The 26152-nt window shown below is 73.4% G+C and carries 24 protein-coding genes; 19 read left to right on the top strand and 5 right to left on the bottom strand.

From position 1 onward, the window contains the following. Window positions 1-59: 59 nt before the first annotated feature. Window positions 60-1205, top strand: a complete 1146-nt coding sequence (locus tag ACFV1W_RS17170) for a D-alanine--D-alanine ligase family protein (RefSeq protein WP_380417329.1) — start codon at window positions 60-62, stop codon at window positions 1203-1205. Between the two features lie 75 nt (window positions 1206-1280). On the opposite strand, the gene ACFV1W_RS17165 is transcribed toward ACFV1W_RS17170, so the two are convergent. Next, complete coding sequence (locus tag ACFV1W_RS17165; RefSeq protein ID WP_380417327.1) at window positions 1281-1799, bottom strand: DUF3515 domain-containing protein; 519 nt, start codon at window positions 1797-1799, stop codon at window positions 1281-1283. A gap of 19 nt (window positions 1800-1818) precedes the next feature. Next, the gene (locus tag ACFV1W_RS17160; RefSeq protein WP_380417325.1) at window positions 1819-2052 is read right to left on the bottom strand and encodes an Lrp/AsnC family transcriptional regulator; all 234 of its coding nucleotides are present in this window, start codon (window positions 2050-2052) and stop codon (window positions 1819-1821) included. A 229-nt stretch (window positions 2053-2281) separates the two neighbouring features. Between ACFV1W_RS17160 and ACFV1W_RS17155 the strand changes: the two genes are divergently transcribed. From ACFV1W_RS17155 to thiD, 3 genes are all read left to right on the top strand, one after another. After that, the gene (locus ACFV1W_RS17155; protein ID WP_380417323.1) at window positions 2282-3247 is read left to right on the top strand and encodes a thiamine-phosphate kinase; all 966 of its coding nucleotides are present in this window, start codon (window positions 2282-2284) and stop codon (window positions 3245-3247) included. A gap of 184 nt (window positions 3248-3431) precedes the next feature. Then, window positions 3432-4457, top strand: coding sequence for an ATP-dependent 6-phosphofructokinase (locus ACFV1W_RS17150; protein ID WP_380417321.1), 1026 nt, complete (start codon window positions 3432-3434; stop codon window positions 4455-4457). A 24-nt stretch (window positions 4458-4481) separates the two neighbouring features. Continuing rightward, window positions 4482-5279, top strand: a complete 798-nt coding sequence (thiD, locus tag ACFV1W_RS17145) for a bifunctional hydroxymethylpyrimidine kinase/phosphomethylpyrimidine kinase (RefSeq protein ID WP_380417320.1) — start codon at window positions 4482-4484, stop codon at window positions 5277-5279. A 201-nt stretch (window positions 5280-5480) separates the two neighbouring features. Here thiD and rpmB read toward each other — a convergent pair whose 3' ends face one another. Continuing rightward, entirely contained in the window at window positions 5481-5666 is a 186-nt protein-coding gene (gene rpmB, locus ACFV1W_RS17140; protein ID WP_014138233.1) for a 50S ribosomal protein L28, read from the bottom strand. Between the two features lie 249 nt (window positions 5667-5915). On the opposite strand from rpmB, the gene ACFV1W_RS17135 reads away from it, so the two are divergent. The 10 genes from ACFV1W_RS17135 (at window position 5916) to mutM (ending at window position 16191) form a co-directional block, all read left to right on the top strand. Then, entirely contained in the window at window positions 5916-7598 is a 1683-nt protein-coding gene (locus tag ACFV1W_RS17135) for a DAK2 domain-containing protein (protein ID WP_380417319.1), read from the top strand. Window positions 7599-7668: 70 nt separating this feature from the next. Then, on the top strand, window positions 7669-9894 hold the full coding sequence (recG, locus tag ACFV1W_RS17130; RefSeq protein ID WP_380417317.1) for an ATP-dependent DNA helicase RecG: 2226 nt from the start codon (window positions 7669-7671) through the stop codon (window positions 9892-9894). A gap of 103 nt (window positions 9895-9997) precedes the next feature. Beyond that, entirely contained in the window at window positions 9998-10531 is a 534-nt protein-coding gene (locus tag ACFV1W_RS17125) for a hypothetical protein (protein ID WP_380417316.1), read from the top strand. A 337-nt stretch (window positions 10532-10868) separates the two neighbouring features. Then, entirely contained in the window at window positions 10869-11453 is a 585-nt protein-coding gene (gene rsmD, locus ACFV1W_RS17120) for a 16S rRNA (guanine(966)-N(2))-methyltransferase RsmD (RefSeq protein ID WP_380417314.1), read from the top strand. 49 nt (window positions 11454-11502) lie between these two features. Further along, window positions 11503-11994 (top strand): pantetheine-phosphate adenylyltransferase, encoded by a 492-nt coding sequence (gene coaD / locus ACFV1W_RS17115; RefSeq protein WP_380417312.1) that lies wholly within the window; start codon window positions 11503-11505, stop codon window positions 11992-11994. Between the two features lie 207 nt (window positions 11995-12201). Continuing rightward, entirely contained in the window at window positions 12202-13431 is a 1230-nt protein-coding gene (locus tag ACFV1W_RS17110) for an ATP synthase F0 subunit B (RefSeq protein ID WP_380417311.1), read from the top strand. 173 nt (window positions 13432-13604) lie between these two features. Continuing rightward, complete coding sequence (locus ACFV1W_RS17105; protein ID WP_380417309.1) at window positions 13605-14273, top strand: YceD family protein; 669 nt, start codon at window positions 13605-13607, stop codon at window positions 14271-14273. Between the two features lie 2 nt (window positions 14274-14275). Continuing rightward, entirely contained in the window at window positions 14276-14449 is a 174-nt protein-coding gene (gene rpmF / locus ACFV1W_RS17100) for a 50S ribosomal protein L32 (protein WP_030056747.1), read from the top strand. A 20-nt stretch (window positions 14450-14469) separates the two neighbouring features. Beyond that, window positions 14470-15258, top strand: coding sequence for a ribonuclease III (gene rnc, locus ACFV1W_RS17095; RefSeq protein WP_380417307.1), 789 nt, complete (start codon window positions 14470-14472; stop codon window positions 15256-15258). A gap of 54 nt (window positions 15259-15312) precedes the next feature. Next, on the top strand, window positions 15313-16191 hold the full coding sequence (gene mutM, locus ACFV1W_RS17090; protein WP_380417305.1) for a bifunctional DNA-formamidopyrimidine glycosylase/DNA-(apurinic or apyrimidinic site) lyase: 879 nt from the start codon (window positions 15313-15315) through the stop codon (window positions 16189-16191). A 23-nt stretch (window positions 16192-16214) separates the two neighbouring features. On the opposite strand, the gene ACFV1W_RS17085 is transcribed toward mutM, so the two are convergent. Continuing rightward, window positions 16215-17135 carry a hypothetical protein gene (locus tag ACFV1W_RS17085; protein ID WP_380417304.1) on the bottom strand — a complete coding sequence of 307 codons (921 nt, stop codon included), beginning with the start codon at window positions 17133-17135 and terminating at the stop codon, window positions 16215-16217. Window positions 17136-17448: 313 nt separating this feature from the next. On the opposite strand from ACFV1W_RS17085, the gene ACFV1W_RS17080 reads away from it, so the two are divergent. The 5 genes from ACFV1W_RS17080 (at window position 17449) to ftsY (ending at window position 25106) form a co-directional block, all read left to right on the top strand. Beyond that, window positions 17449-18801, top strand: a complete 1353-nt coding sequence (locus ACFV1W_RS17080; RefSeq protein WP_380417302.1) for a hypothetical protein — start codon at window positions 17449-17451, stop codon at window positions 18799-18801. A 319-nt stretch (window positions 18802-19120) separates the two neighbouring features. Continuing rightward, the gene (locus ACFV1W_RS17075; RefSeq protein ID WP_380417300.1) at window positions 19121-19420 is read left to right on the top strand and encodes an acylphosphatase; all 300 of its coding nucleotides are present in this window, start codon (window positions 19121-19123) and stop codon (window positions 19418-19420) included. A 411-nt stretch (window positions 19421-19831) separates the two neighbouring features. Further along, window positions 19832-20035, top strand: coding sequence for a hypothetical protein (locus ACFV1W_RS17070; protein ID WP_270143783.1), 204 nt, complete (start codon window positions 19832-19834; stop codon window positions 20033-20035). Between the two features lie 158 nt (window positions 20036-20193). Continuing rightward, the gene (smc, locus tag ACFV1W_RS17065) at window positions 20194-23805 is read left to right on the top strand and encodes a chromosome segregation protein SMC (RefSeq protein ID WP_380417299.1); all 3612 of its coding nucleotides are present in this window, start codon (window positions 20194-20196) and stop codon (window positions 23803-23805) included. Window positions 23806-23861: 56 nt separating this feature from the next. After that, on the top strand, window positions 23862-25106 hold the full coding sequence (gene ftsY, locus ACFV1W_RS17060) for a signal recognition particle-docking protein FtsY (protein ID WP_380417297.1): 1245 nt from the start codon (window positions 23862-23864) through the stop codon (window positions 25104-25106). Window positions 25107-25305: 199 nt separating this feature from the next. Here ftsY and ACFV1W_RS17055 read toward each other — a convergent pair whose 3' ends face one another. Beyond that, window positions 25306-25980: a bifunctional DNA primase/polymerase gene (locus tag ACFV1W_RS17055; RefSeq protein ID WP_380417296.1), complete on the bottom strand. Its 675-nt coding sequence runs from the start codon at window positions 25978-25980 to the stop codon at window positions 25306-25308. Between the last annotated feature and the right edge of the window lie 172 nt (window positions 25981-26152).

Below are 26152 nucleotides of genomic sequence, written 5' to 3'. Positions count from 1 at the left end.
CCCCTCCGGCCGGGCGTTGACTTCCCGGAAACACGTCGCACGGTAGTCTCAAACCCGATATGAGCATCGAACAGACCTCCCCGAACCCGTCCGCCCGGAAGCCGCGCGTGGCGCTGGTCTTCGGCGGGCGCAGCTCCGAGCACGCGATCTCGGTCTCGACCGCGGGCAGCGTTCTGCGGGCGATCGACCGCGAGAAGTACGACGTGCTGCCGATCGGCATCACCCACGAGGGCCGCTGGGCGCTGACCAGCGACGAGCCGGCCCGGATGGCGATCACCGACGGCAGGCTGCCGGACGTGGCGCACGTCGCCGAGGCCGTCGACGGGCAGGTCGCGCTGCCGGTCTCCCCGGGCAGCCGTGAGGTGCTGCTGAGCGAGCCGGGAAGCGCCCCCAAGGCCCTCGGCGAGGTCGACGTGGTGTTCCCGCTGCTACACGGCCCCTGGGGCGAGGACGGCACCCTCCAGGGCCTGCTGGAGCTCTCCGGCGTCCCGTACGTCGGCAACGGCGTGCTGGCCAGCGCGGCCGGCATGGACAAGGAGTTCGCCAAGCGGATCCTGGCCTCGCACGGCCTGGGCGTCGGCCACTACACGGTCGTGCGGCCGCGCGAGTGGGAGACCGAGCAGGGCCGTGCCGACGTGCGCGAGCGGGTCGCCGAGCTCGGCCTGCCGGTGTTCGTGAAGCCCTGCCGGGCCGGTTCCAGCATCGGCATCACCAAGGTCCGGGACCTGGCCGAGCTGGACGCCGCGATCGAGGAGGCCCGCCGCCACGACCCCAAGCTGATCATCGAGGCGGGTGTCTCCGGCCGCGAGATCGAGTGCGGCGTGCTGGAGTTCGAGGACGGCCCGCGGGCCAGCGTCCCGGCCGAGGTGCTGGTCGGCGAGGGCTTCGACTTCTACGACTTCGAGGCCAAGTACATCGACTCCTCCGAGGTCCGGATCCCGGCCGAGCTGACCGCCGAGGAGGTCGCGGAGATCCGGCGCCAGGCGGTGGCCGCGTTCGAGGCCTTCGGCTGCGAGGGCCTGGCCCGGGTGGACTTCTTCCTGCTGGAGGACGGCAGCTGGATGATCAACGAGATCAACACCATGCCGGGCTTCACCCCGATCTCCGCCTATCCGAAGATGTGGGAGGCCAGCGGGGTCTCGTACGCGGAGCTGATCGACCGGCTGCTGCAGAGCGCGCTGCGCCGCTCGACCGGCCTCCGGTAGCGCGTCGCGGGGCGGGCCGGACTCCCGGGCCGCCCCGTCGTCCGCCGGTGCGCCCCTCCGGCTCGGGGCGGGTGCTCAGCCGGGGATGCTGGCCTTGACGACCGGGGTCAGCGCGGCGGCCGGGTCGAAGGCGTTCTGCGCGGCTCCGGCCGGGACGGTCACCTCGACGTACGCGGCGCGCATGGTCGTCACGAAGCGGTAGCCGCCGTCGCCCAGCTTCTGCGACCACCAGGTGACGCCGTCGACGGTCGGGGACCAGTCCGCGGCGTGCGGGCCGTCCAGCTCCTCCGGCCGGTCGACTCCGCAGCGCAGCACCGTCCGGGGCGAGTTGCCCCAGGCGGCCACGTACGGCGAGGCGGGCGACGGGTCCCGGCGGGCGTGGCCGAGCAGTTCCCGGGGCAGCGCGGCGGCCAAGGCCCGGCAGTAGCCGGCCGCCCGGCCGGAGGGCTGCGGCACCTCGACGGCCGGGTCGGCCGAACTCCAACTGCCGACCAGCGCCACCACGGTGCAGGTCAGCGCCACGGGCACGGCCAGCCAGCGGACCGGCGCGGGAAGCGCGGTCAACGCCTTGGGGATGCGGAGTTCTCTGGCCACCCGCCGATGGTAGCCGGGGCTACAGGTGGACCACCGGACAGGTGAGGGTGCGGGTGATGCCCTCCACCTTCTGGACCTTGGCGACCACCATGCGGCCCAGGTCGTCCACCGTCTCGGCCTCGGCCTTGACGATCACGTCGTACGGCCCGGTGACGTCCTCGGCCGTGAGCACGCCGGGGATTTTCGAGATGGTCTCGGCCACCGCGGTGGCCTTCCCTACCTCGGTCTGGATCAGGATGTATGCCTGTACCACGGGTGACCTCCCGGCGGCCGGTTTGGGGGGATCGCCGCCGTATCGCCCGGTCTGGCGCAGGGGTGGATGCGGGCTCACCGGCAGGCTGATCACCACGCTACCGCGCAGCGGGCCGGGGAGGGGAGACTTCCGCACCTCCGAAGGGCGTACGCTGCGCGCGGGGGGGAGCGACGGGGGCTGGATTCCGGACGGCGGTGCCGTCCGGGGAGGAAAGGCGAGAGGACGGCAGATGCAGGGGACCGTGGGCGAGCTCGGCGAGTTCGGCCTCATCAGGGAGCTGACCGCCCGGGTACCGCTCACCGACGCGGTCGACCTCGGCCCCGGGGACGACGCCGCGGTGGTGAAGGCCCCGGACGGTCGGGTGGTGGCCACCACGGACGTCCTGATCGAGAACCGGCACTTCCGCCGGGACTGGTCCACGGCCTACGACGTGGGCCGCAAGGCCGCCGCCCAGAACCTCGCCGACGTGGCCGCGATGGGCGCGGTGCCGACCGCGATACTGCTCGGACTGGTCGCCCCGGCAGACCTGCCGACCACCTGGGCCACCGAGCTGATGGACGGGCTGCGCGACGAGTGCCAGGTCGCCGGGGCGACGGTGGTCGGCGGCGACGTGGTGCGCGGCGACACCGTCACGCTGGCGATCACGGCGCTCGGCGACCTCCAGGGGCGCGCGGCGGTGACGCGCTCCGGCGCCCAGGTCGGCGACGTGGTCGCGGTGAGCGGCTGGCTGGGCTGGTCGGCGGCCGGACTGACCGTGCTGCAGCGCGGCTTCCGCTCGCCGCGCGCCTTCGTCGAGGCGCACCGCCGGCCCGAGCCGCCGTACCACGCGGGCCCGGCCGGGGCCGAGTTGGGCGCGACCTCGATGATCGACGTGAGCGACGGGCTGGTCGCCGACCTCGGCCACGTGGCCCGGGCCAGCGAGGTGGACATCGACCTCAAGGCCGCCGACTTCGACGTCCCGGCGCAGATGGCCGACATCGGACAGGCGGTCGGGGTGGACCCGTTGGTCTGGGTGCTGTCCGGCGGCGAGGACCACGCGATCGTGGCGACCTTCCCGCGGGGGATCCAACTCCCCTCCCGCTGGCGGGTGGTGGGTGAGGTGACCGGCCGCCCTCGGGGCTCGCGCAGCGGCCGGGTGACGGTCGACGGCGCACCCTGGGACCGGGTCGGCGGCTGGGACCACTTCTCCGAGTGACGCACTTCGCCGAGCGGGGTACGGCGTACGGCTGACGGGTCGTGGACGCCGGTACGGCGCGTGGCGCTCCGGGCGTTGCGGCGGCGGGCTTCCAGGAAGCGTTTTGCGTAGGCTTGCGGCATCCGAGCCCGCCCGCCGTCCGGTGCGGGCGGTCCGATCCCCTGCGAGCGGGAGCACACCACACATGCGCATCGGTGTACTGACCAGCGGCGGCGACTGCCCAGGCCTCAACGCGGTGATCCGCTCGGTCGTGCATCGGGGCACGGACGTCCACGGCGACGAGATCGTGGGCATCCAGGACGGCTTCCTCGGCCTGATCGAGGGCCGCACCCGGCCGGTCTCGCACGACGACGTCACCGGTCTGCTCACCCTCGGCGGCACCATCCTGGGCTCGGCCCGGGTGCAGCGCGACCGGATCGCCTGGGCGGTGGAGAACGCCAGGACGCTGGCCCGGGACGTCGGCATCGACGCGCTGATCGCGATCGGCGGCGAGGGGACGCTGACCGCCGCCAAGATGTTCAGCGACGCCGGGCTGCCGGTCGTCGCGGTGCCCAAGACCATCGACAACGACATTGAGGCCACCGACGTCACCTTCGGCTTCGACACCGCGGTGCACGTGGCGACCGAGGCGATCGACCGGCTGAAGACCACCGCCGAGTCCCACCAGCGCGTCATGGTGGTGGAGTTGATGGGACGGCACACCGGCTGGATCACCCTCACCGCGGGCATGGCCGGCGGCGCCCACGGCATCCTGATCCCGGAGAAGCCCTTCGACATCGAGGCGGTGGCCAGGATGGTCGAGGACCGCTTCGACCGCGGCAAGAAGTTCGCCATCATCGCCGTCGCGGAGGGCGCCGCCCCGATGCCCGGCACCATGCGCTTCGACCACGGCGGCGTCGACCAGTACGGCCACCGCACCTTCGGCGGGATCGGCAACCGGCTCGCCCACGAACTGGAGGACCTGCTCGGCAAGGAGGCCCGCCCGGTCATCCTCGGCCACACCCAGCGCGGCGGCACCCCGATCGCCCGGGACCGGGTGCTCGCCACCCGCTTCGGCTGGCACGCGGTGGAGGCCGTCCACCAGGGCGCGTTCGGGCACTTCACCGCGCTGCGCCGGACCGGCATCGAGCTGCTGCCGATCGGCCGGGCGGTGACCCGGCTGAAGACCGTGCCGGAGGACCGCTGGGTGGAATCCGAGGCCGTGCTCTGAACCGCCGCAGGTAGGTTGGGGTACATGGTTTCCACTGCACCCCCGCGCGTCCTCACCGTCGCCGGTTCCGACTCCGGCGGCGGCGCCGGCATCCAGGCCGACCTCAAGGCGATGCTCGCCCTCGGCGTCCACGGCATGAGCGTGATCACCGCCGTCACCGCGCAGAACTCGCTCGGCGTCCAGGGCTACTGGGAACTGCCCGCCGAGGCCGTCCGGGCGCAGTTCCGCAGCGTGGTGGACGACATCGGGGTGCAGGCCGTGAAGACCGGCATGCTCGCCTCGATCGAACTGGTCGAGACCGTGGCCGACCTGCTCTCCGGCGTGGACGCCCCGGTGGTGGTCGACCCGGTCGGCGTCTCCAAGCACGGGGACGCGCTGCTGGCCGCCGAGGCGGTGGCCACCGTCCGGGAGAGGCTGCTGCCGGTCGCCACCGTGGTCACCCCCAACCTGCACGAGGTGACCCAGCTCACCGGCCGGACCGTCGAGGACGAGTCCCAGATGCTGGCCGCCGCCGCCGCGCTGCTGGACCTCGGGCCGCGCTGGGTGCTGGTCAAGGGCGGCCACCTGGCGGGCGAGGCCGCCGACCTGCTGTACGGGGGGCCCGGCGAGGTCCACTGGTACCGCGCGCCGCGCTACGACAACCGGCACACCCACGGCACCGGCTGCACCCTGGCCAGCTCGATCGCGGCCGGCCTGGCCAAGGGCGAGTCGCTGCCCGAGGCGGTGGGCTCGGCCAAGGAGTACATCACCGGTGCGATCGCCGGGGGCTTCGCCCTGGGCGCCGGGATCGGTCCGGTCGACCACGCCTGGCGCTGGCGCTGAGGGCGCGCCTCGCGGGTTCCGGCGGCCCCGGCGAGGAAGCACACGACACGCCCGAGCCGGAACGCAGCGATGGGCGGGCCCCTGGAGGGGGTCCGCCCATCACCGGTGCGTCCGGAAAGCGTGACCGGCCCCGGAAACAGCGAAGCCGGCCCATCCGGGGATGAACCGACTCACTGGAGGACCGGCATGCCGGTCTGCGCGTCAGCGCGAGACCTTACCGGCCTTGATGCACGAGGTGCAGACGTTGAGCCGCTTCGGCGTCCGCCCAATCACAGCGCGCACCGTCTGGATGTTGGGGTTCCAACGACGGGGGGTACGGCGGTGAGAGTGGGAGATGCTGTTGCCGAAGCCCGGCCCCTTGCCGCAGACGTCGCAGTTGGCAGCCACAGGAGTCACTCCAAGACTTCAGATCAGTTACTTTCGAAAACCCCGCCCACCCACCGGAGCACTCGCGTGAACCAGACCGGACCAGGGGGGTGAGCCTGGACGGTTCCAGGCAACCGGAAGAGCATACAACGCTTGCTTCCGTCCCACGAAACTACCATGACCGGCCGAGTGATCGCTTCGGTCGCCGGTCCGGGCACCCCTGCCCGGCCCCCGATAACCTGCGGGTACCACCCCCCGCCGCTGCATTCGATGTGCTGCAGCTCCACAGGCCATATCGGCGACCCATCCGGAGGAGACCTGGTGCTGCACACGCTCGACGCCCCGGCCGTGCGCACCTGGTGCCAGCTCGCCCTGCGCGCGCTCGGCCAGGCCCGCGAGGAGATCGACGCGCTCAACGTCTACCCGGTCCCGGACGGCGACACCGGCACCAACCTCTACCTGACCGTCGAGTCCGCCGCCGCCGAGGTGGAGAGCCGCTTCGCCGGCGCCGGGGCCGACCCGGCTCCCGGACTGGCCGACACCGTCCGGGCGATGGCCCGCGGCGCGCTGGTCGGCGCCCGCGGCAACTCCGGGGTGATCCTCGCCCAGTGGCTGCGCGGCACCGCCGAGAAGCTCGCCGAGGGCGGCGGCGCCGACCAACTGCGGGCCGCCCTGCAGCAGGCCGCCGACTCCGCGTACCAGGCCGTCGCGGAGCCCGTCGAGGGCACCCTGCTCACCGTCGCCCGGGTCGCCGCCCGCGAGGCGGTACGGGCCGGGGACGGGCTCGCGCAGGTCGCCGACACCGCCCACCGGGCCGCCCGGGACGCGCTGCGGCACACCCCCGAGCAGCTCGCCGTGCTGGCCGAGAACGGGGTGGTGGACGCCGGCGGGCGCGGTCTGGTGGCCGTCCTCGGCGCGCTCGCCGACGCCGTCGCCGGGCAGCAGCCGATGGGGCCGGTCGCGCTGCGCGGAGACGTCCGAGTGGCGGAGAGCTGCGAGGTGCACCTGCGCCCTTCCGGCCCCGGCCACCCCGCCTTCGAGGTCATCTACCTGCTGGACGCGCCCGACGCGGCGTTGCCCGGGCTTCGCGAGCGGCTCGGCCGGCTCGGCGACTCGCTGGTGATCGGCGGCGGCGACGGCCTGTGGAACGTGCACGTCCACGTGGACGACGCGGGCGCCGCCGTGGAGGCCGGGGTCGAGGCCGGGCGCCCGCACCAGATCCGGATCACCCACTTCGCGGAGGCCGCCGCCCGGGCGGGCAGCGCCGCCGAGCGCGGCGAACGCGAGGAGCGGGCCCGCGCGGTGCTCTCCGTGGTCTCCGGCGACGGGCTGGCCGAACTGTGCGAACAGGCCGGCGCCGTCGTCCTGCACGCCGACCCGGACCGCCGGCCGGCCAGCGCCGAACTCGCCGACGCGGTGCGGGGTTCGGCCGCCCGCGAGGTGGTGCTGCTGCTCAACGACCCCGAACTGCGCGCCGCCGCCGGGGCCGCCGCCGACCAACTGCGCGAGGAGGGCGTGAGGATCGCCGTACTGCCCACCCGCTCGCCGGTGCAGGGCCTCGCCGCACTCGCCGTGCACGAGGGCGGCCGGCGCTTCGACGAGGACGTGGTCGCCATGACCTCCGCCGCCGGGGCCACCCGGTACGCCGAACTGGCCGTCGCCGAGGGGGAGTCCTGGACCATGGCCGGGGTCTGCCAGGCCGGTGACGTGCTCGGCCTGATCGACGGCGACGTCGCGGTGATCGGCGCCGGGCTCGCCGAGGTCGGCGAGAGCGTGCTGGACCGGATGCTCGGCGCGGGCGGCGAACTCGTCACCCTGATCCTCGGCGAGGGAGCCGACCGGGCGCTCGCCGACCGGCTGGTGGCGCACGTCCGCCAGCAGCGGCCGGAGGTGGACTCGGTGGTGTTCCACGGGGGCCAGGAGTCCACGCCGCTGCTCATCGGGGTCGAGTGAGCCGCCCCGATGGCGAGCGGGCGGGTGAGAGCGCCCGGTTCGTCGGTGCCGTGGTGTAAACAAGGGCCTGATGGGCGCTCTCGATGAACCACTGACCAAACTCGTCGGCGACCGCACCGCGAAGGTGCTCGCCGACAGCCTCAAGCTGCGCACGGTCGGGGACCTGCTGCACCACTACCCGCGCCGCTACGTCGAACGCGGCCAGCTCACCAGCCTGGACGAGCTGGAGACCGACGAGCACGTCACGGTGCTGGCCCGGATCGAGAAGGTCACCCTGATCCCCTTCCGCGGCCGCAAGGGCGACCGGCTGGAGGTCGTCGTCACCGACGGCCGCAGCCGGCTCTCGCTGGTCTTCTTCAACCAAGGCTGGCGGCAGAAGGAGCTCAGGGCCGGCGCCCAGGGCCTGTTCGCGGGCAAGGTCGGCGTCTTCAACCGCACCCGCCAGCTGGTCTCGCCCGACTACCAGCTGCTCGACGAGGACGCCGGTTCGGACGCGGCCGAGCAGTTCGCCGGCCGTCTCATCCCGGTGTACGGCGCCAGCGCGCAGATGCCCAGCTGGAAGCTGTCCATCTGCATCGAGACCGCGCTCACCAAGCACCTCGGCGACGTCGGCGAGCCGCTGCCCGCCGAACTGCGCGAGCGGCACGACCTGATCCCGCTGCCCGAGGCGCTAGAGCTGATCCACCGCCCGCGCAGCCAGGCCGACCGCGAACGCGCCCAGAGCCGGCTGCGCTGGGACGAGGCCTTCGTCCTCCAGGTCGCCCTCGCGCAGCGCCGGGCCGCCGACTCCGCCCTGCCCGCCAAGCCGCGCAGGGCCCGTGCGGGCGGACTGCTGGACGCCTTCGACGCCCGGCTGCCGTTCACCCTCACCGAGGGCCAGCGGAAGGTCTCCGCCGAGATCGCCGCCGACCTGGCGACCGAGCACCCGATGCACCGGCTGCTCCAGGGCGAGGTCGGCTCCGGCAAGACCCTGGTCGCGCTGCGTGCCATGCTCGCCGTGGTGGACGCCGGCGGCCAGGCCGTCCTGCTCGCGCCCACCGAGGTGCTCGCCCAGCAGCACCACCGCTCGATCGTCGAGATGATGGGCGACCTCGCCGAGGGCGGCATGCTCGGCGGCTCCGACCTCGGCACCCGGGTGGTGCTGCTGACCGGCTCGATGGGCGTCCCGGCCCGCCGCCAGGCGCTGCTGGACATGGCCTGCGGGGACGCCGGGATCGCCATCGGAACCCACGCGCTGATCGAGGACAAGGTCCAGTTCCAGGACCTCGGCCTGGTCGTGGTGGACGAGCAGCACCGCTTCGGCGTCGAGCAGCGGGACGCGCTGCGCGCCAAGGGCGAGCAGCCGCCGCACCTGCTGGTGATGACCGCCACCCCGATCCCGCGCACCGTCGCGATGACCGTCTTCGGGGACCTGGAGACCTCCGTCCTGGACCAGCTGCCGGCCGGCCGCTCGCCGATCTCCACCCACGTCGTGCCCGCGCTGGAGAAGCCCAACTTCCTCACCCGGGCATGGGAGCGGGTCCGGGAGGAGGTCGGCAAGGGCCACCAGGCGTACGTGGTCTGCCCCCGGATCGGGGACGAGGAGCCGGCCGCCCCGGCGAAGGACGGCAGGAAGAAGCGCAGGGCGGCCGAGGAGGACTTCGAGGAGGTCGCGGACGCCGGCGCCGCGAGCGACGAACGGCGGCCCCCGCTCTCGGTGGTGGAGACCGCCGAGATGCTCGTGAGGGGACCGCTGAGCGGCCTGCGGGTGGAGATCCTGCACGGCCGGCTCGCCCCGGAGGCCAAGGACGAGGTGATGCGCCGGTTCGCGGCGGGGGAGGTGGACGTCCTGGTCGCCACCACCGTCATCGAGGTCGGCGTGAACGTCCCCAACTCCACCGTGATGGTCATCATGGACGCCGACCGCTTCGGCGTCTCCCAGCTCCACCAGCTGCGCGGCCGGGTCGGCCGGGGCAGCGCGGCGGGCCTGTGCCTGCTGGTCAGCGAGATGCCCGGGGGCAGCGCCGCCCGGGGCCGGCTGGACGCGGTGGCCGGCACCCTGGACGGTTTCGAGCTCTCCCGGATCGACCTCGAACAGCGCCGCGAGGGCGATGTGCTGGGCCAGGCGCAGTCCGGGGTGAAGTCCTCGCTCAAGGTGCTCTCGGTGCTGGAGGACGAGGAGGTCATCCTCACCGCCCGGACCGAGGCCACCCGGCTGGTCGCCGAGGACCCGGACCTGGCCGCCCACCCGGAGCTGCGCACCGCGCTGGAGAGCCTGCTCGACGAGGACCGCGCGGCCTACATGGAGAAGGGCTGAGCGGCCTCGGCGAGGCCGGACTGTCAGACCCCCGCGAGAGAATGTAGTTGTTCAGGGCGCACCCTCAAGGTGCGTACCTGGCGCGACACTTGGGGGTCCTGCCATGGCATTCCGTCATCTCAACGAGCTCCCGCTGGGCGACAAGGTCTTCCGGATCGAACTCGCCAGCGACGACGACCGCGAGGTCACCCTCACCCTGGCCGGCTGGCGCGAGGGGGCGGCCGCCACGCCGCTCGCCTCCGGCAGGCTCCGCCTGCCGGTCGAGGACGTCGCCTCGCTGCGGATCGCGCTGAACCGCGCGCTGCGGGCGCTGGCGATCGTCGCCGACGTCTCCGAGCCCATCCCCGACCGCGACGTGCTGCGCGAGCTGTACCCCGGCCACGGCGCCCCCTGGGTGCCGCAGCACGAGGAGGAGTTGGTCCGGCGCTTCCACGACGGCGAGACCGTCGCCCGGATCGCCGCCCGCTTCGGCCGCACCCCCGACTCCGTCCGGACCAAGCTGCGCGAGCTCGGGCACGACCCGCGCCGCCCCGAGTTCTGCCCGCCCGACGGCTGCCTGTCCTGGTCCCGCTACGCCTCGCCGGCCCTGCTCGGCGCGGCGGTCCCGGCCCAGTCGGCGGGCTCCGAGGCGAGCTGACGCGCTGACCCCCGGGGCCCCGCCGCTCCACCGGTGGGGCTTCGGGGCCTGCTGCTCGCCCGCTCGCCTCCGGGGCGCTCGGACCCGGTGTCGACGGTCGGCGCTCCCTCGCTCCTCCGTCGCTCCCTCGTTTCTCCCTTTCGGTACCGGCGCGCCCCTTCGGCTCGGGACCCGCTGCTCGCCCGCTCGCCTCCGGGGCGCTCGGACCCGGTGTCGACGGTCGGCGCTCCCTTGCTCCTCCGTCGCTCCCTCGCTTCTCCCTTTCGGCACCGGCGCGCCCCTTCGGCTCGGGGCGGGATAGCGTGGTCGGGCAGCGACGAAAGGACCTTCCACCACCATGACCCGCGTGATCGCCGGGTCGGCCGGCGGCCGCCGGCTGGCCGTACCGCCCGGCCGGGGCACCCGTCCGACCTCCGACAAGGCCCGGGAGGCGATGTTCTCCACGCTGGAGGCCTTCCGCGGCACCCTGCACGGGGCCCGGATGCTGGACCTGTTCGGCGGCTCGGGCGCGGTCGGCCTGGAGGCGCTGTCGCGCGGCGCCGAGCACGTCCTGCTGGTCGAGGCGGACGGCCAGGCGGCCCGGGTGATCCGGGAGAACGTCCGGACGATCGGCCTGCCGGGCGCCGAGGTGCGGGCCGCCAAGGCGGAGAAGGTGATCGCCGGGCCGCCTCCGCAGGCCCCCTACGACCTGGTCTTCCTCGACCCGCCGTATGCCGTGACGGACGCGGAGGTGCGCGAGATGCTGATCACACTGTCGGCTGGGGGCTGGCTCGCGGAGGACGCACTCGTCACCGTGGAGCGCAGCACCCGTGGCGGCGAGTTCGGCTGGCCCGAGGGCTTCGAGGTGCTGCGCTCGCGCCGTTACGGCGAGGGCACGCTCTGGTACGGTCGCGCCGCCGCCGAGGCCAGCGATCACGAGTAGCGGGCCGCGGCCCGCAGCAGCCGTCACCCCACGAGGGAGCACACACGCCATGCGCCGAGCCGTCTGCCCCGGTTCGTTCGACCCGATCCACAACGGCCACCTCGAAGTCATCGAGCGGGCCTCGAAGCTCTACGACGTGGTGCATGTCGCGGTCCTGATCAACCGGAACAAGCAGGGCATGTTCACCATCGAGGAGCGGATCGCCCTGATCGAGGAGGTCACCGCCCAGTTCGGGAACGTGGTGGTCGAGTCGCACCACGGCCTGCTGGTGGACTTCTGCCGGGAGCGCGGCATCCCCGCGATCATCAAGGGCCTGCGCGCGGTCAGCGACTTCGACTACGAGCTGCAGATGGCCCAGATGAACCACGGCCTGACCGGCGTGGAGACGCTGTTCCTGCCGACCTCCCCGACGTACAGCTTCCTCTCCTCGACGCTGGTCAAGGAGGTCGCCTCGTACGGCGGCGACGTCTCGCACCTACTGCCCGAGACGGTGCACCGCCGGCTGGTCGAGCGGATCGCGGAGCGCAAGGCCGAGCAGTAGGGGGAGCGGCGGGGCCGGACTGCGGGGTTCGTCCTTTTCTGCTGGTTCGTCACTGTTTGTCCGCGGACGCGGAGGCGGGATCGGCTCAGGCGTTGTGAGGTCGCCGCACGGGGGCCGTAAAGTCTGTATTCCTGCCCTGCGGTGAGGTCCACCGCGCCGGGCCTGCCTCCGCCGGACCGTCGGCGGCACACGGAAAGACGAAGCCCCGTGGACGTGCAGAACAAGGTCGACGAGATCGTGGCGGCGGTCGAGAACGCCCGCTCGATGCCGATGTCGGCCTCCTGCGTGGTGAACCGGGCCGAACTGATCGGCCTGCTCAACGACCTCAAGGCGGCCCTGCCCGCCGAACTCGCCCAGGCCCAGTCGGTGATGGCCGACCACGAGCAGGTGGTGGCCGGCGCCCAGGCCGAGGCGGACCGGATCATCCAGGGTGCGCACGCCGAGCGCGGTTCGCTGATCTCCGACACCGAGGTGGTCCGCCGGGCCCAGGCCGAGGCCGACCGGATCCTGGCCGAGGCCCGCGCCGACGTCGAGACCCAGCGCGCCGAGGCCGACGACTACGTGGACAGCAAGCTCGCCAACTTCGAGGTCGTGCTGACCAAGACGCTCGGCGCGGTCGGCCGCGGCCGGACCAAGCTGCGCGGCGACGCCGGCGCCTTCGAGGCCGAGGGCGAGAGCGACGGCGAGGAGTTCCGGCCGCAGCGGACCAGCCCGAGCCCCGAGGTCGACGAGTACGTCGACGTGAAGCTGGCCACCCTGGAGAACGTGCTCAGCGCCACCCTGGAGGCGGTCGGCAAGGGCCGCGACAAGCTGCTCGGCAAGAAGCCGATCGATGAGCTGGGTGCGTACCTGGCCGCCGCCGACGAGGCCCAGCAGGCCAAGGAGCGCGCCGAGGCGGTGGCCGCCGGCTTCGCCGCGGAGGCCGAGGCCGACGGCTCCGACATCGCCTGGTACCGCGAGGACGTCCCGCAGCAGCAGACCTGGCCCGAGCAGACCCCGGACGCGGCCGGCTGGCAGGCCCCCGGTGCCGACCAGTACGCGGCCGCCGCCCAGCACCAGGGCGGGCAGCCCCACGACGGCGGGCACCAGACCGGGCAGCACCAGGTCGGGCAGTACGCCGAGGTGTACGGCGGCGGCTTCGACCCGGCCGTCCAGGGCGATCCGTACAACACCCAATGGGGCCACCAGCAGGGCGGCTACCCGCAGCAGCAGCCCCACTACGAGGGCCAGCAGCACCAGGGCCAGCAGCAGGGCGGCTACGGCTATCCGCAGCAGCAGGACGGCTACGCGGCCCAGCCGTACGACGGCTACAACTACCCGCAGCAGCCCGCCCTGCCCCCGGCCGTGCCGCCGCAGCAGCAGGGCCTGGACGAGACCAGCTTCTTCGACACCAGCATGATCGACATGACCCGGCTGCGGGAGCTCGGCGGCCGCTGAGCAACCCCGGGGGGGCCGGGCGGGAGTCTCCTGACGGGCCCGAAGTTGGGCCTGGCGGGAGACTCCGGTAGTCTGACCACTCCGGCATCCCCATGTCCGGCTGTCGGCTTGCCCGCGCAAGGTCGACTGGTGATGGGGACCACAGCGTTGATTCCTATGGAAGTCAGGACACCTTGAACCGCCTCGACCACCGCGACCCCCTCGTGTTCGACACGCACGAGCTGGGCCGTCGTCCGGGCGCGATGCGCAAGGTGAGCCGGACCCTGGAGGCCCCCGAGGGCTTCGGGATCATCGACGTGATCGGCGTCCCGGAGAAGAGCCCGATCGAGCTGGAGCTCCGCCTGGAGTCCGTGGTCGAGGGCGTGCTGGTCACCGGCACCGCCGAAGCCCACGTCGAGGGCGAGTGCGTCCGGTGCCTGGAGCCCGTCGAGTTCGACGTCGACGTGGACTTCCAGGAGCTGTACTACTACCCGGAGTCCGACGAGCGTCACCGCGCCCGGACCACCGGGACCGAGGACCTCGACGAGGACTCGGAAGAAGAGACTTACCGTCTGGAGGGCGACTTCTTCGACCTCCGGCCGGTGCTGCGTGACGCGGTGGTGCTCGCACTGCCGCTGCAGCCGGTGTGCCAGGAAGACTGCCTGGGCCTGTGCTCCGAGTGCGGAGCGCGCCTGAGCGACGACCCGGCGCACCACCACGACGCCGTCGACCCCCGGTGGGCGGCTCTGCAGGGACTCTCCGCCGACTCCGGCGACGAGGCCCGTGGCGAAGCCGCTGATCTGCGGCGGGGAATCAAGAACAGCGACACCCGTGAGGGTCTCGCCGAGAACCAGGAGAAGTAGCCGTGGCTGTTCCGAAGCGGAAGATGTCGCGCAGCAACACGCGCCACCGCCGGTCCAACTGGAAGGCCGTCGTTCCGGCCCTCGTGGCGTGCGACCGCTGCCACGAGCCGAAGCTGGGCCACATCGCGTGCCCGAGCTGCGGCACGTACAACCGTCGCCAGGTCCTCTCGGTCTGATCGGCGGGGTGCACGGATCGATGTCGGACGGTAACTCCACCCGCAAGGCGTCCTCTGCCTCGAAGGGTTCTTCGGGCAGCGGCAAGGCCGGCGGGCCGGCTTCGACCGAATACGACGTCCTGGAAGGGCGCCTCGGGTACACGCTTGAGCGCGCCCTTCTGGTACGTGCCCTGACCCACCGCTCGTACGCGTACGAGAACGGTGGTCTGCCCACCAACGAGCGCCTGGAGTTCCTCGGCGACTCGGTGCTGGGCCTCGTGGTGACCGACACCCTCTACCGCGTCCACCCGGACGTCCCGGAGGGCACGCTCGCCAAGCTGCGCGCCGCGGTCGTCAACTCCCGCGCGCTCGCGGACGTCGGCCGGGGTCTGGACCTCGGCGCGTTCATCCGGCTCGGCAAGGGCGAGGAGGGCACCGGCGGCCGCGACAAGTCGTCGATCCTCGCCGACACCGTCGAGGCCGTGATCGGGGCCATCTACCTGGACCGCGGTCTGGAGGCGGCGACCGAGTTCGTCCACCGGCTGTTCGACCCGCTGATCGAGGAGTCCTCTCAGCTGGGCGCAGGCCTGGACTGGAAGACCAGCCTCCAGGAGCTCACCGCCTCGGTGGGCATCGGAGTGCCCGAGTACGTGGTCATGGAGTCCGGCCCGGACCACGAGAAGACCTTCACCGCGGCGGCCCGGGTGGCCGGCGAGGACTTCGGAAGCGGCATCGGCCGCTCGAAGAAGGAAGCCGAGCAGAAGGCCGCCGAGAGCGCCTGGCGTGCGATCAAGGAGAAGTACGCCGACCGGCTGCCCGCGGGCGCCTGACGAAGAAGTAGCCTTCACTCCTGCCGATCCCTTCGAAGCAGGAGGCCCCTTCCCGTGCCCGAACTCCCCGAGGTCGAGGTCGTCCGCCGCGGTCTGGCGAACTGGGTCGCCGGGCGGACCGTCGGCGACGTCCAGGTGCTGCACCCGCGCGCGGTGCGCCGCCAGCCGGCCGGCGCCGCCGACTTCACGGCCCGGCTGACCGGCACCACCCTCGGCACCGCCCAGCGCCGCGGCAAGTACCTCTGGGTGCCGCTCGGCGGCAGCGGTACGGGCTTCTCGCTGATCGGCCACCTCGGGATGAGCGGCCAACTCCTCGTCCAGGACCCGTCGGCACCGGACGAGACCCACCTGCGGGTCCGGCTCCGCTTCACCGACGGCGGGCGCGAGCTGCGCTTCGTCGACCAGCGGACCTTCGGCGGCCTGGCCGTCGAGGAGGCCGAGGAGGGCGACCCGGAGGGCACGCCCGTCTCCATCGCGCACATCGCCCGCGACCCGCTCGACCCGCGCTTCGACGACGCGGCCTTCGTGGCCGCGCTGCGCGCCAGGCGCACCACCGTCAAACGCGCGCTGCTCGACCAGACCCTGATCAGCGGCGTCGGCAACATCTACGCCGACGAGGCGCTGTGGCGCTCCAGGCTGCACTACGACCGGCCGACCGCGACCGTCACGCGCCCGCAGGCCGCGCTGCTGCTGGCCAACGCCCGGGACGTGATGACGGCGGCGCTGGCCGTGGGCGGCACCAGCTTCGACAGCCTGTACGTCAACGTGAACGGCGAGAGCGGCTACTTCTCCCGGGACCTCGACGCCTACGGCCGGGAGCACGAGCCCTGCCGCCGTTGTGGCACCGCGATCCGGCGGGCCGCCTGGATGAACCGTTCCAGCTACTTCTGCCCCCGCTGCCAGCCCGTGCCGCGGCCGCGCGGCGGGGGCTGAGCGGCGGGGGCCGAGGGGCCGCGCTACTTGTGGGCGAGCTCCGGGTGGTCGGCGGCCGCCTCGCCCAGGGCGCCGTGGTCGCTCTGGCCGAAGTAGGCGACGCCTACCGCCGAGACCACGGCGAGCAGGAAGCCGACCACGCCGAGCCAGCCCATGCCCGCCTTGGAGGAGTCCCCGAGCCAGAGCACGCCGACCACGCCGGGCAGCACCGTCTCGCCGACCACCAGCGCGGCGGTGGCGCCGTTGACCGACCCGATCTGCAGCGCCACGGTGTGCACGTACATGCCGCCGAGGCCGCCGATCAGGACGGCGTACAGCGCCGGGTCGGAGAGCAGCGTGCCGAGCTGGAAGGGGTCGAGGCCGTCCAGGATCCGCACGCCGACGCCCAGGGCGCCGAAGCCGAGACCGGAGAGCAGACCGGCGACGATCGCACCCTTGGACCCCATCCGGCGCACCAGCAGGCTGCCGCCGGCCAGCAGCACGGTGGTGATGACCAGCAGGCCCCAGTGGAAGGCCGTCGACGCGTGGTGGCCGCCCTCGGGGCCGGCCGAGACGGCCAGCAGCACCAGCGCCGAGCAGAGCACGCCGATGGAGGCCCACTCCAGCTGCTTGAGCCGGATGCCCAGCAGCTTGATGCTCAGCACCGCGGTGATCACCAGGTTGGCGCTGATGATGGTCTGGGAGAGGAACAGCGGCAGCAGACGGGCGGCCAGCGCTCCGAGCCCGAAGCCGATCAGATCGAGCACCGTGCCGAGGATGAACTCCCAGGTGACGGCGGCCTTGGCGGTGGAGGACAGGCTCGGCCCGCCGTGTTCGGTGGTCGAGGTGGTGGCGCCCTTGGCCGCCTCCTCCCGGGCCGAGCGGCGGGATCCGACGGCCTGCAGGACCGAGCCGGTGCCGTAGCAGGCGGATGCCGCCACGGCCGTGACGAGGCCGATGATCACCGAGCGCTCCGATCGGGTTGGGTCAAGAAAAGGCAATGGACCGGCGGTCCGGGTCCAGTGTGCCCGTTCGCGCGGTAGCGTCGGGACGCCCCCTCGGCCGCCCCGCTCGGCCGCCCCCCAACCGCCCGCGCCCGCCGGGACGTACGTCCGGCCGCCACCCGCGGTTCCCGCCTCCCAGCCGTCTCAGGGTTCACCCGGGGAAATCTCATCCGCGAGGAGGGGAGCCGACCCGGCGGACGGCGGGGAATCTTGTCACAACCAGTATGCGAAGGGTATGCCGTGCTCTGCCGCCGGTCACGGTAGCGTCGGGGACATGAGAACCCTTGCACGACGTTCCCGGGGCGCCGGGCCACTTGCCCTGGTGGCGGCGCTGCTCGGGCTGCTGATGCTGTTCGCCCCCGCGGCCTCTGCCGCCGGCGGGCTGAGCGACGCCGCGGCCACTCTGAAGAAGGGCCAGGTCTACGTCGCCCCCACGATGCAGGACCGCTTCAGTCAGGCCCAGGCGGACGCGCTGACCAAGAAGATCGAGAAGGCCGACAAGCCGATCTTCATCGCGGTCGTCCCCGACGCCGCCAACAAGGACACCGTCCTCACGGACCTGCGCACCCTGGTGGGCATCGACGGCGTCTACGGCGTGTGGCGCGGCACCAGCGGCTTCATGGCCCGCTCCGACCGCGGCGCGATGGGCGCCGGCGTCGCGGACCGGATCGGGGGCGCCGTCTCCCGCGCCGACAAGGGCGACATCGACGCCACCCTGAACGACTTCGTCGACCAGGCCGCCCCGCAGACCAAGGGCACCGGCGTCAACCACAGCACCTCGATCGCCTGGGTCGTCATCCCGGTCGCGCTGGTGGCCCTAGCCGGTGCCGGCGTCTTCTTCCTCTTCCGCCGCGCCAAGAAGCGCAAGGAGGAGCAGGCCCGCGCCGAGCTGGAGCAGCTGCGCCGCGTGGTGGACGAGGACATCACCGCCTTCGGCGTGGAGCTGGAACGGCTCGACTTCAACCCGGGCGCCCCCGACGCGGACGACGCCCAGCGCACCGACTACAGCCACGCGCTGGACTCCTACGAGAAGTCCAAGCGGCTGATGGGCGAGGCGAGGAAGCCCGAGGACGTCAAGCAGGTCACCGAGGCGATCGAGGACGGCCGGTTCCAGTTGGCCACCCTGGCGGCCCGGCGTGAGAAGCGCCCGCTGCCCGAGCGCCGTCCCCCGTGCTTCATGGACCCGCGGCACGGCCCGTCCGTCAAGGACGTCGACTGGGCCCCGGTCGGCGGCTCCGCCCGTCCCGTTCCGGTCTGCCAGGCCGACGCGGACCGGGTGGCGGCCGGCCTCGACCCGGCGGTGCGCACCGTCGACACCGAGCACGGCCCGCAGCCGTACTGGAACGCCGGCCCGGCCTACGCGCCGTACGCGGGCGGCTACTACAGCGGCTTCGGCGGCGGCGGTCTGCTGCCGGGCCTGCTGGTCGGCACCATGCTCGGCTCGATGATGAGCAGCCCGGCCTACGCCGCGGCGCCGATGATGGACGGCGGCCACGGCGGCCACGGCGGCTACCAGGACCAGTACGAGGGCGGCGACTACACCGGGGCCGACTTCAACGCCGCCGACTTCAGCGGCAGCGACTGGAGCGGCGGCGGAGACTTCGGCGGCGGTGGCGACGATTGGTGATCCGCTGATCCGAGCCTGATCCGACGGCCCCGCCGGTTCCTCCGGCGGGGCCGTTCGCAGTCCTCGGGCGGGGCCGGGCGACGGGTGGCACTGCAGGTGGCCGGTGAGAAGGGGGCGCTGCCGGCGGGGCGCGAACTGGTCTGTGCGCGAGCTGGTCTGTGCGCGAGCTGGTCTGCGGCAACCGCCCCTTCGTCCGGCCCGGGTCTGCCGCACCTGCGCCCGGAGGCCCACGGCGGCGAGCCGCACGCCGGGTCCACACCCCGGCCGGACGGTCGGGGGCCCGGTGGAGCCGTGACCGGACAGGCCCTAGGGTCGGGGCATGCACGGTCGCGATGCCCACAGTGATGAACCGGTCCGGGTGACCGCCTGGGTCCGGGGAAGGGTCCAGCAGGTCGGGTTCCGCTGGTGGACCAGGGCGAGGGCGCTGGAGATCGGCCTGACCGGCTACGCCAGCAACCTCGGCGACGGCCGGGTCCAGGTGGTGGCCGAGGGCCTGGCCGCCGACTGCGAGCTGTTGCTGGCCCTGCTGCGCGGCCCCGACACGCCCGGTGCGGTGAGCGGTGTGACCGAGATCTGGACCGCCGTCGGCGCAGGTTACGACGGTTTCGAGATCCGCTGAGCCCCGGTTTCCAGGCCCCACGCCGGAGCCTCGCGGAAATGATCGGCAACCGCCGGTGTCATACGGTTGCCATTCGGGCAGACTCGTGGTTGACTCCGCATCGAACGATGATCCACGAGCACGTGGTGGACCCGGGCCCGAGACCCCCAGGCGTGACGACACCGCCGGGCAGGTGACAGGGGCGCGGTAGCGTGCGGTGATCGTGTTGACCCGTACCGTCTTTGGTGAGACGCTTGAAGCCCGCGCACACGATCGCGTTCTCCGGCAGGCGCATGCCCTCGTGAGCCCAGCTCACGGTGGTTGTGCCGTAGTGCCCAGCCAGCACTCCGGGTGCGCGCCGCGCGTGCGTCCCCCTTCCCCCTAGACCTGTACCGTTCCGGTTCGGTCACTCAGCGTGGAGGACCATTCATCATGGCAAAGGCGCTTCTCGGGTACGTCGGCGGCCCCGACCCGCGAATGCTCTCCGAGATGCGGCGGCTTCAGCAGCGCGTCCAGGACCTTGAAGCCGAGCTCCTTCGGATGCAGGCTGAGAACGACGCTCTGACCGCTGTCGCTGGCGAGCACTCGCTGCTCAACAGCATCGATCTGGATCAGCGGGAGCCGGCTCTGACCTGAGCCCCGCTCCCGGTCCTCACAGATCGACGCCGCTGTGCACTGAGCCGCCCCGAAAGGGACGCAGCTTTGCAAGGGACGCCCTGATGTGGCGTCCCTTCGTCGTGTCGGACTCCGGATACAGTCGGTTCCCGTCGTGAGCGATTGAGGAGACCGGCCGCGTGCACCTGAAGAGTCTGACGCTGCGCGGATTCAAGTCCTTCGCCTCCAGTACCACCCTCCGCTTCGAGCCGGGCATCACCTGCGTGGTCGGGCCGAACGGCTCCGGCAAGTCCAACGTGGTGGACGCGCTGTCCTGGGTGATGGGCGAGCAGGGGGCCAAGTCGCTGCGCGGCGGCAAGATGGAGGACGTCATCTTCGCCGGGACCAGCGGGCGCGCCCCTCTCGGCCGCGCCGAGGTCAGCCTCACCATCGACAACAGCGACGGCGCCCTGCCGATCGACTACGCCGAGGTGACGATCACCCGGACCATGTTCCGCAACGGCGGCAGCGAGTACGCCCTCAACGGCGAGACCTGCCGCCTGCTGGACATCCAGGAACTGCTCTCCGACTCCGGCATCGGCCGCGAGATGCACGTCATCGTCGGACAGGGCCAGCTCGACTCCGTCCTGCACGCCGACCCGATGGGCCGGCGTGCCTTCATCGAGGAGGCGGCCGGCGTCCTCAAGCACCGCAAGCGCAAGGAGAAGGCGCTGCGGAAGCTGGACGCGATGCAGGCCAACCTCAACCGAGTCCAGGACCTGGTGGGCGAACTGCGCCGCCAGCTCGGGCCGCTCGGCCGGCAGGCCCGGATCGCCCGCCGTGCCGCCGGCATCCAGGCCGACCTGCGCGACGCCCGGCTGCGGCTGCTCGCCGACGACCTGCTCACCCTCCGCCGGGCCGTCGAGGCCGAGGTCGCCGACGAGCTCGCGCTGCGGCTTCGCCGCACCACCGTCGAACAGGAACTGGCCCGCGCGGTGCAGCGCGAGCGGGTCCTGGAGGCGCAGGTCCAGCAGCTCGGCCCGAGCCTGGAGGCGGCCCGACAGACCTGGTACCGGCTCTCCGCGCTCGCCGAACGCACCCGCGGCACGGTCGGGCTGGCCGAGGCCCGGGCCCGGCACGCCGTCGCCGGCGGCACGGCCGAGGAGCGGCGCGGCCGGGACCCGGAGGAGCTGGAACGGGAGGCCGAGCGGGTCCGCGAGGAGGAGGCCGCCCTCGCCGAGGCGCTGGAGGAGGCCCAGTACGCGCTGGCCGAGGCCGTCGAACGCAAGGGCGAGCTGGAGCGCGGGCTGGCCGCCGAGGAACGCCGGCTGCGGGACGCCGCCCGGGCCATCGCGGACCGCCGCGAGGGACTGGCCCGGCTGCAGGGGCAGGCGGCCGCCGCCCGCTCCCGGGCCGGCTCGGCCGAGGCCGAGATCGGCCGACTCACCGAGGCCAGAGACGAGGCGCTGCTGCGGGCCGAGGCCGCTCAGGGCGAACTGGACGAGCTCCAGCAGCAGGTGGACGGCCTGGCCGGGGAGGACGAGCAGGCCGAGGCCGGGCACCGGCAGGCCCGGGCCCGGCTGGCCGAGGTCGAACGGGAACTGGCCGCCGCCCGGGACGAGGCCGGGGCGGTCGAGCGCGAGCGGGCCGGGCTCACCGCGCGGCACGAGGCGCTCTCGCTCGGGCTGCGCCGCAAGGACGGCACCGGTGCCCTGCTGGACGCGGGGGAGCGGCTGACCGGGCTGCTCGGGCCGGCCGCCGCGCTGCTGCGTATCGAGACCGGGTACGAGGTGCCGGTCGCCGCCGCGCTCGGGGCGGCCGCCGACGCGGTGGCCGTCGACTCTCCGGACGCCGCAGCAGCGGCGCTGCGGCTGCTGCGCGCCCAGGACGCCGGGCGGGCCGCGCTGTTGGTCGCGGGCGCGCCGGAAGTCCCGCGCGACAACGGCGAGTTGCCAGCTGGAGCCCGCTGGGCCGCCGAACTGGTGGACGGTCCGGCCGAGTTGATCGCCGCCGTGCGCCACCGGCTGGCCGGGGTGGCGGTGGTCGCGGACCTGGACCACGCCCTGCGGCTGGTCGCCGAACGCCCCGGGCTGTCCGCCGTCACCGCCGAGGGCGACCGGCTCGGTGCCGGCTTCGCCCAGGGCGGCTCCGGAGGCGCTCCCAGCCTGCTGGAGACCCAGGCGGCGGTGGACCAGGCGGCCCGGGCGATCGACGAACTCACCGTGCGCTGCGTCGAGTCGGCCGAGCGGCTGGTCGAACTCACCGAACTGCGGCGGGAGTCGGCGGCCGAGGTCGAGCGTCTCGGCGAGCTGCGGCGGCAGGCGGAGAAGGACCGGGCCCAGGTCGCGGGCGCCCTCGGCCGGCTCGGCGGCCAGGCCCGCGCCGCCGCCGGGGAGGCCGAGCGGCTGGCGGCCGCCGCCGCCCGGGCCGAGCAGGGCCTGGCCGAACTTCTCGCCGCCGCCGAGGAGCTGGCCGAACGGCTGGCGGTGGCCGAGGAGTCGGCCGACGCGGGGGAGGACGAGCCGGACCGGGCCGAGCAGCAGCGCCTCGCCGAGGCGGCCTCCGCCGCTCGGCAGGCCGAACTGGAGGCCCGGCTCGCGGTGCGCACCCACGAGGAGCGGGTCCGTGCCCTGGTCGGCCGGGCCGACCAGCTGGACCGGGCCGCCCGGGCCGAACGCGAGGCGCGCGCCCGGGCCGCCGAGCGTCGCCGGCGCGCCGAGCACGACGCCCGGGTGGCGAACGCCGTCGCGGCGGGCGCCCGGCAGCTGCTGGCCTGCCTGGAGGTGTCGCTGGCCCGCGCCGACGCCGGGCGCGCGGCCGTCGAGCAGGCGCTCGCGGAGCGGGAGACCGAGCTGCGGGAGCACCGCGAGCACGGTCGCGGTCTCAAGGAGGAGCTGGACAAGCTGGTCGATGCCGGGCACCGGGACGAGGTGCTGCGGGCGGAGAAGCGGCTGCGGATCGAACAGCTGGAGGCCCGCGCGCTGGAGGAGTTCGGCATCGACGGGGGCGAGCTGCTGGCCTCGTACGGGCCGGACCAGCCCGTCCCGCCGTCCACCCCTGAGGAGGGGCAGGAGCCGGGGAAGCCGTACCCGTACGTCCGGGCCGAGCAGGAGAAGCGGCTGACGGCCGCCGAGAAGGCGTACCAGCAGCTCGGCAAGGTCAACCCGCTGGCACTGGAGGAGTTCGCCGCGCTGGAGGAGCGCCACCAGTTCCTCGGCGAGCAACTGGACGACCTCAAGCGCAGCCGGCGCGACCTGCTGGACATCGTCCGGGACGTCGACCAGCGGGTCGAGCAGCTGTTCACCTCGGCCTACCACGACACCGCCGCCCAGTTCGAGGGCGTCTTCGCCCGGCTCTTCCCGGGCGGCGAGGGGCGGCTGGTGCTGACCGACCCGGACAACATGCTCACCACCGGGGTCGAGGTGGAGGCCCGGCCGCCGGGCAAGAAGGTCAAGCGGCTGTCGCTGCTCTCCGGCGGCGAGCGCTCGCTGACCGCGGTGGCCCTGCTGGTGGCGATCTTCAAGGCCCGGCCCAGCCCGTTCTACGTCATGGACGAGGTGGAGGCGGCCCTGGACGAGACCAACCTGCGCCGGCTGGTCGGGATCATGGAGGAGCTGCGGGAGAGCTCCCAGCTGATCGTGATCACCCACCAGAAGCTGACCATGGAGTCCGCCGACGCGCTGTACGGCGTGACCATGAAGGGCGACGGGATCTCCCAGGTGATCAGCCAGCGACTGCGGGTGGGGGCACCTCCCGGCCGCCAGGCTGGGGAGAGCACGAGGAACGGCGGCGTTCGGGCGTCCGTACGGTGACGGGCTAGGCCCGGCTGCGGTCCGGAACGGCTCCGGTCACCGATACTGGAGCAGTTATGGAATACGTGATCCTTGCCGTAGTCATCGCCGTGGTCGCCATCGGCGCGATCGCGGGCCTCGTCGTTTCCGGCAGACGACGCCAGCAGCTGCCCCCGAAGTCGCAGGCGCCGGTCATCACGGCGCCGAAGACCCCGCAGGAGCCCCAGGTCGGCGAGGAGGCCGCGCCGCCGACCGAGGAGCCGCGCCGCACCGTCGAGGAGGTGCCGCTTCCCGAGGCCCCCGAGGTCCCGGAGGTCCCGGAGGCCCCCGAGGCCGTCGAGGCCGTCGAGATCGAGGCTCCGGCCGAGGCCGAGGTGGCGCCCGCCATCGAGGTCCCCGAGCCCACCGCCGGCCGGCTGGTCCGGCTGCGCTCCCGGCTCTCCCGCTCGCAGAACTCGCTCGGCAAGGGCCTGCTCTCGCTGCTCTCCCGCGAGCACCTGGACGAGGACACCTGGGAGGAGATCGAGGAGACCCTGCTCACCGCGGACGTCGGCGTCGCCCCCACCCAGGAGCTGGTCGAGCGGCTGCGCACCCGGGTGAAGGTGCTCGGCACCCGCACGCCGGACGAGCTGCGCGGCCTGCTGCGCGAGGAGCTGGTCGAGCTGGTCGGCAAGGACGCCGACCGCACCGTCCGCTCGACCAAGCACGAGGAGGGCCCGGCCGTGGTCCTGGTCGTCGGCGTCAACGGCGTCGGCAAAACCACCACCACCGGCAAGCTGGCCCGGGTGCTGGTCGCCGACGGCCGCAAGGTGGTGCTCGGCGCGGCCGACACCTTCCGGGCCGCCGCCGCGGACCAGCTGCAGACCTGGGGCGAGCGGGTCGGTGCGCGCACCGTGCGCGGCCCGGAGGGCGGCGACCCGGCTTCGATCGCCTTCGACGCGGTCAAGGAGGGCATCGCCGAGGCCGCGGACACCGTGCTGATCGACACCGCGGGCCGACTGCACACCAAGACCGGCCTGATGGACGAGCTGGGCAAGGTCAAGCGGGTCGTCGAGAAGCACGGCCCGGTGGACGAGGTGCTGCTGGTGCTGGACGCCACCACCGGTCAGAACGGCCTGATCCAGGCCCGGGTGTTCGCCGAGGTGGTGGACATCAGCGGCATCGTGCTGACCAAGCTGGACGGCACCGCCAAGGGCGGCATCGTGGTCGCGGTGCAGCGCGAGCTGGGCGTACCGGTCAAGCTGATCGGTCTGGGCGAGGGCGCGGACGACCTGGCGCCGTTCGAGCCGGGTGCGTTCGTGGACGCGCTGATCGGGGACTGACCGGGGCATCCCCGTCGGCGAGGGTCCGCTCCTTCGGGGGCGGGCCCTTTCTCCTGCCCGGGAAGCCGCTCTTCAGGGGCCCCGCCCCGAACCGACGGGGCGCGCCGGTGCCGAAAGGGAGGAGCGACAGGCGGGGGACGGGCGCCGGGGCGACGACAGTCGGCGTCGGATCAGAGCGTCCCGGGAGTGAGCGGGCGGGTCACGAGGCGATCCAGGCGGGTTCGGCGGTGCGCTCGCGGCTGCGGTGGCAGGCGTAGGCGAGGGTGCCGAGCAGCAGCCGGGCCTCGGGCGGGCAGCCGGCGTTGTCGCGGGTGGGGCGGCGCAGCCAGCGGACCGGGCCGTGCCCTCCTAGGACGGTGGGCGGGGCGGCGACGTAGCTGCCCTCGCCGTGGCAGGTGAGGTCGAGCGCGGCGTCGTCCCAGCCCATCCGGTACAGCAGGTCGGGCAGGCGGCGGGCGGTGCCGGCGGCGACCAGGAACTGCATCCGGCCGGTGGGCGGGGCGAGCACGGGGCCGACCTGGGTGCCCATCCGCTCCAGCCGGACCAGCGCCTGGAGGCCGGCCTGCTCGGGGACGTCCAGCACGTCGAAGGCGCGGCCGGTGGGGAACAGCACCGAGCCCTCGGGGCTGGCGGCGGTCCGGCCCGCGGTGCCCGGCACGGGGTGCAGGCCGGGCGCGGCGCAGCGGTGGGAGCCGCAGGGACAGCGGGTCGGGGCGGTGGCGCCGGCGCCCGGGGCGCCGGTGGCGACCGTCCAGCCCCAGCGGCCGGTGTACTCCGCAGCGGCCTGGGACGCGGTGACCTTGGTGCGGCGGCGCGCGCCCAGCGGTGCCAGCCGCAGGTGCCCCAGTCGAAGTTCGCCGAACAGGTTGTCCATGCCTCCCCCAACAGGTTCTCGTTGCCGATGGTTACGGGATGGTGACTGTGTGTTGATTGTCCGTTGCGTGGTGCGTGGTGCGGTGGCGGCGCGCAGCGCTTGGCGTGCGCCTGTTGCGATGGTGTGCCTCGGGCGCCGCCTTGTGGGGGCGGCGCCGATGCCGGATCGTCGG

It is taken from the genome of Kitasatospora sp. NPDC059648 (genome assembly GCF_042734825.1).
Classification (GTDB): domain Bacteria; phylum Actinomycetota; class Actinomycetes; order Streptomycetales; family Streptomycetaceae; genus Kitasatospora.
This window is presented reverse-complemented; position numbering and strand designations above follow the sequence as displayed.

What these genes read in the sequence shown, in the direction of transcription:
- ACFV1W_RS17170 (WP_380417329.1), top strand. Translation starts at nt 60, where the DNA reads ATGAGCATCGAACAGACCTCCCCGAACCCGTCCGCCCGGAAGCCGCGC.
- ACFV1W_RS17155 (WP_380417323.1), top strand. Translation starts at nt 2,282, where the DNA reads ATGCAGGGGACCGTGGGCGAGCTCGGCGAGTTCGGCCTCATCAGGGAG.
- ACFV1W_RS17150 (WP_380417321.1), top strand. Translation starts at nt 3,432, where the DNA reads ATGCGCATCGGTGTACTGACCAGCGGCGGCGACTGCCCAGGCCTCAAC.
- thiD (WP_380417320.1), top strand. Translation starts at nt 4,482, where the DNA reads ATGGTTTCCACTGCACCCCCGCGCGTCCTCACCGTCGCCGGTTCCGAC.
- ACFV1W_RS17135 (WP_380417319.1), top strand. Translation starts at nt 5,916, where the DNA reads ATGTGCTGCAGCTCCACAGGCCATATCGGCGACCCATCCGGAGGAGAC.
- recG (WP_380417317.1), top strand. Translation starts at nt 7,669, where the DNA reads ATGGGCGCTCTCGATGAACCACTGACCAAACTCGTCGGCGACCGCACC.
- ACFV1W_RS17125 (WP_380417316.1), top strand. Translation starts at nt 9,998, where the DNA reads ATGGCATTCCGTCATCTCAACGAGCTCCCGCTGGGCGACAAGGTCTTC.
- rsmD (WP_380417314.1), top strand. Translation starts at nt 10,869, where the DNA reads ATGACCCGCGTGATCGCCGGGTCGGCCGGCGGCCGCCGGCTGGCCGTA.
- coaD (WP_380417312.1), top strand. Translation starts at nt 11,503, where the DNA reads ATGCGCCGAGCCGTCTGCCCCGGTTCGTTCGACCCGATCCACAACGGC.
- rnc (WP_380417307.1), top strand. Translation starts at nt 14,470, where the DNA reads ATGTCGGACGGTAACTCCACCCGCAAGGCGTCCTCTGCCTCGAAGGGT.
- ACFV1W_RS17080 (WP_380417302.1), top strand. Translation starts at nt 17,449, where the DNA reads ATGAGAACCCTTGCACGACGTTCCCGGGGCGCCGGGCCACTTGCCCTG.
- ACFV1W_RS17075 (WP_380417300.1), top strand. Translation starts at nt 19,121, where the DNA reads ATGCACGGTCGCGATGCCCACAGTGATGAACCGGTCCGGGTGACCGCC.
- ACFV1W_RS17070 (WP_270143783.1), top strand. Translation starts at nt 19,832, where the DNA reads ATGGCAAAGGCGCTTCTCGGGTACGTCGGCGGCCCCGACCCGCGAATG.
- ftsY (WP_380417297.1), top strand. Translation starts at nt 23,862, where the DNA reads ATGGAATACGTGATCCTTGCCGTAGTCATCGCCGTGGTCGCCATCGGC.
- ACFV1W_RS17055 (WP_380417296.1), bottom strand. Translation starts at nt 25,980, where the DNA reads ATGGACAACCTGTTCGGCGAACTTCGACTGGGGCACCTGCGGCTGGCA.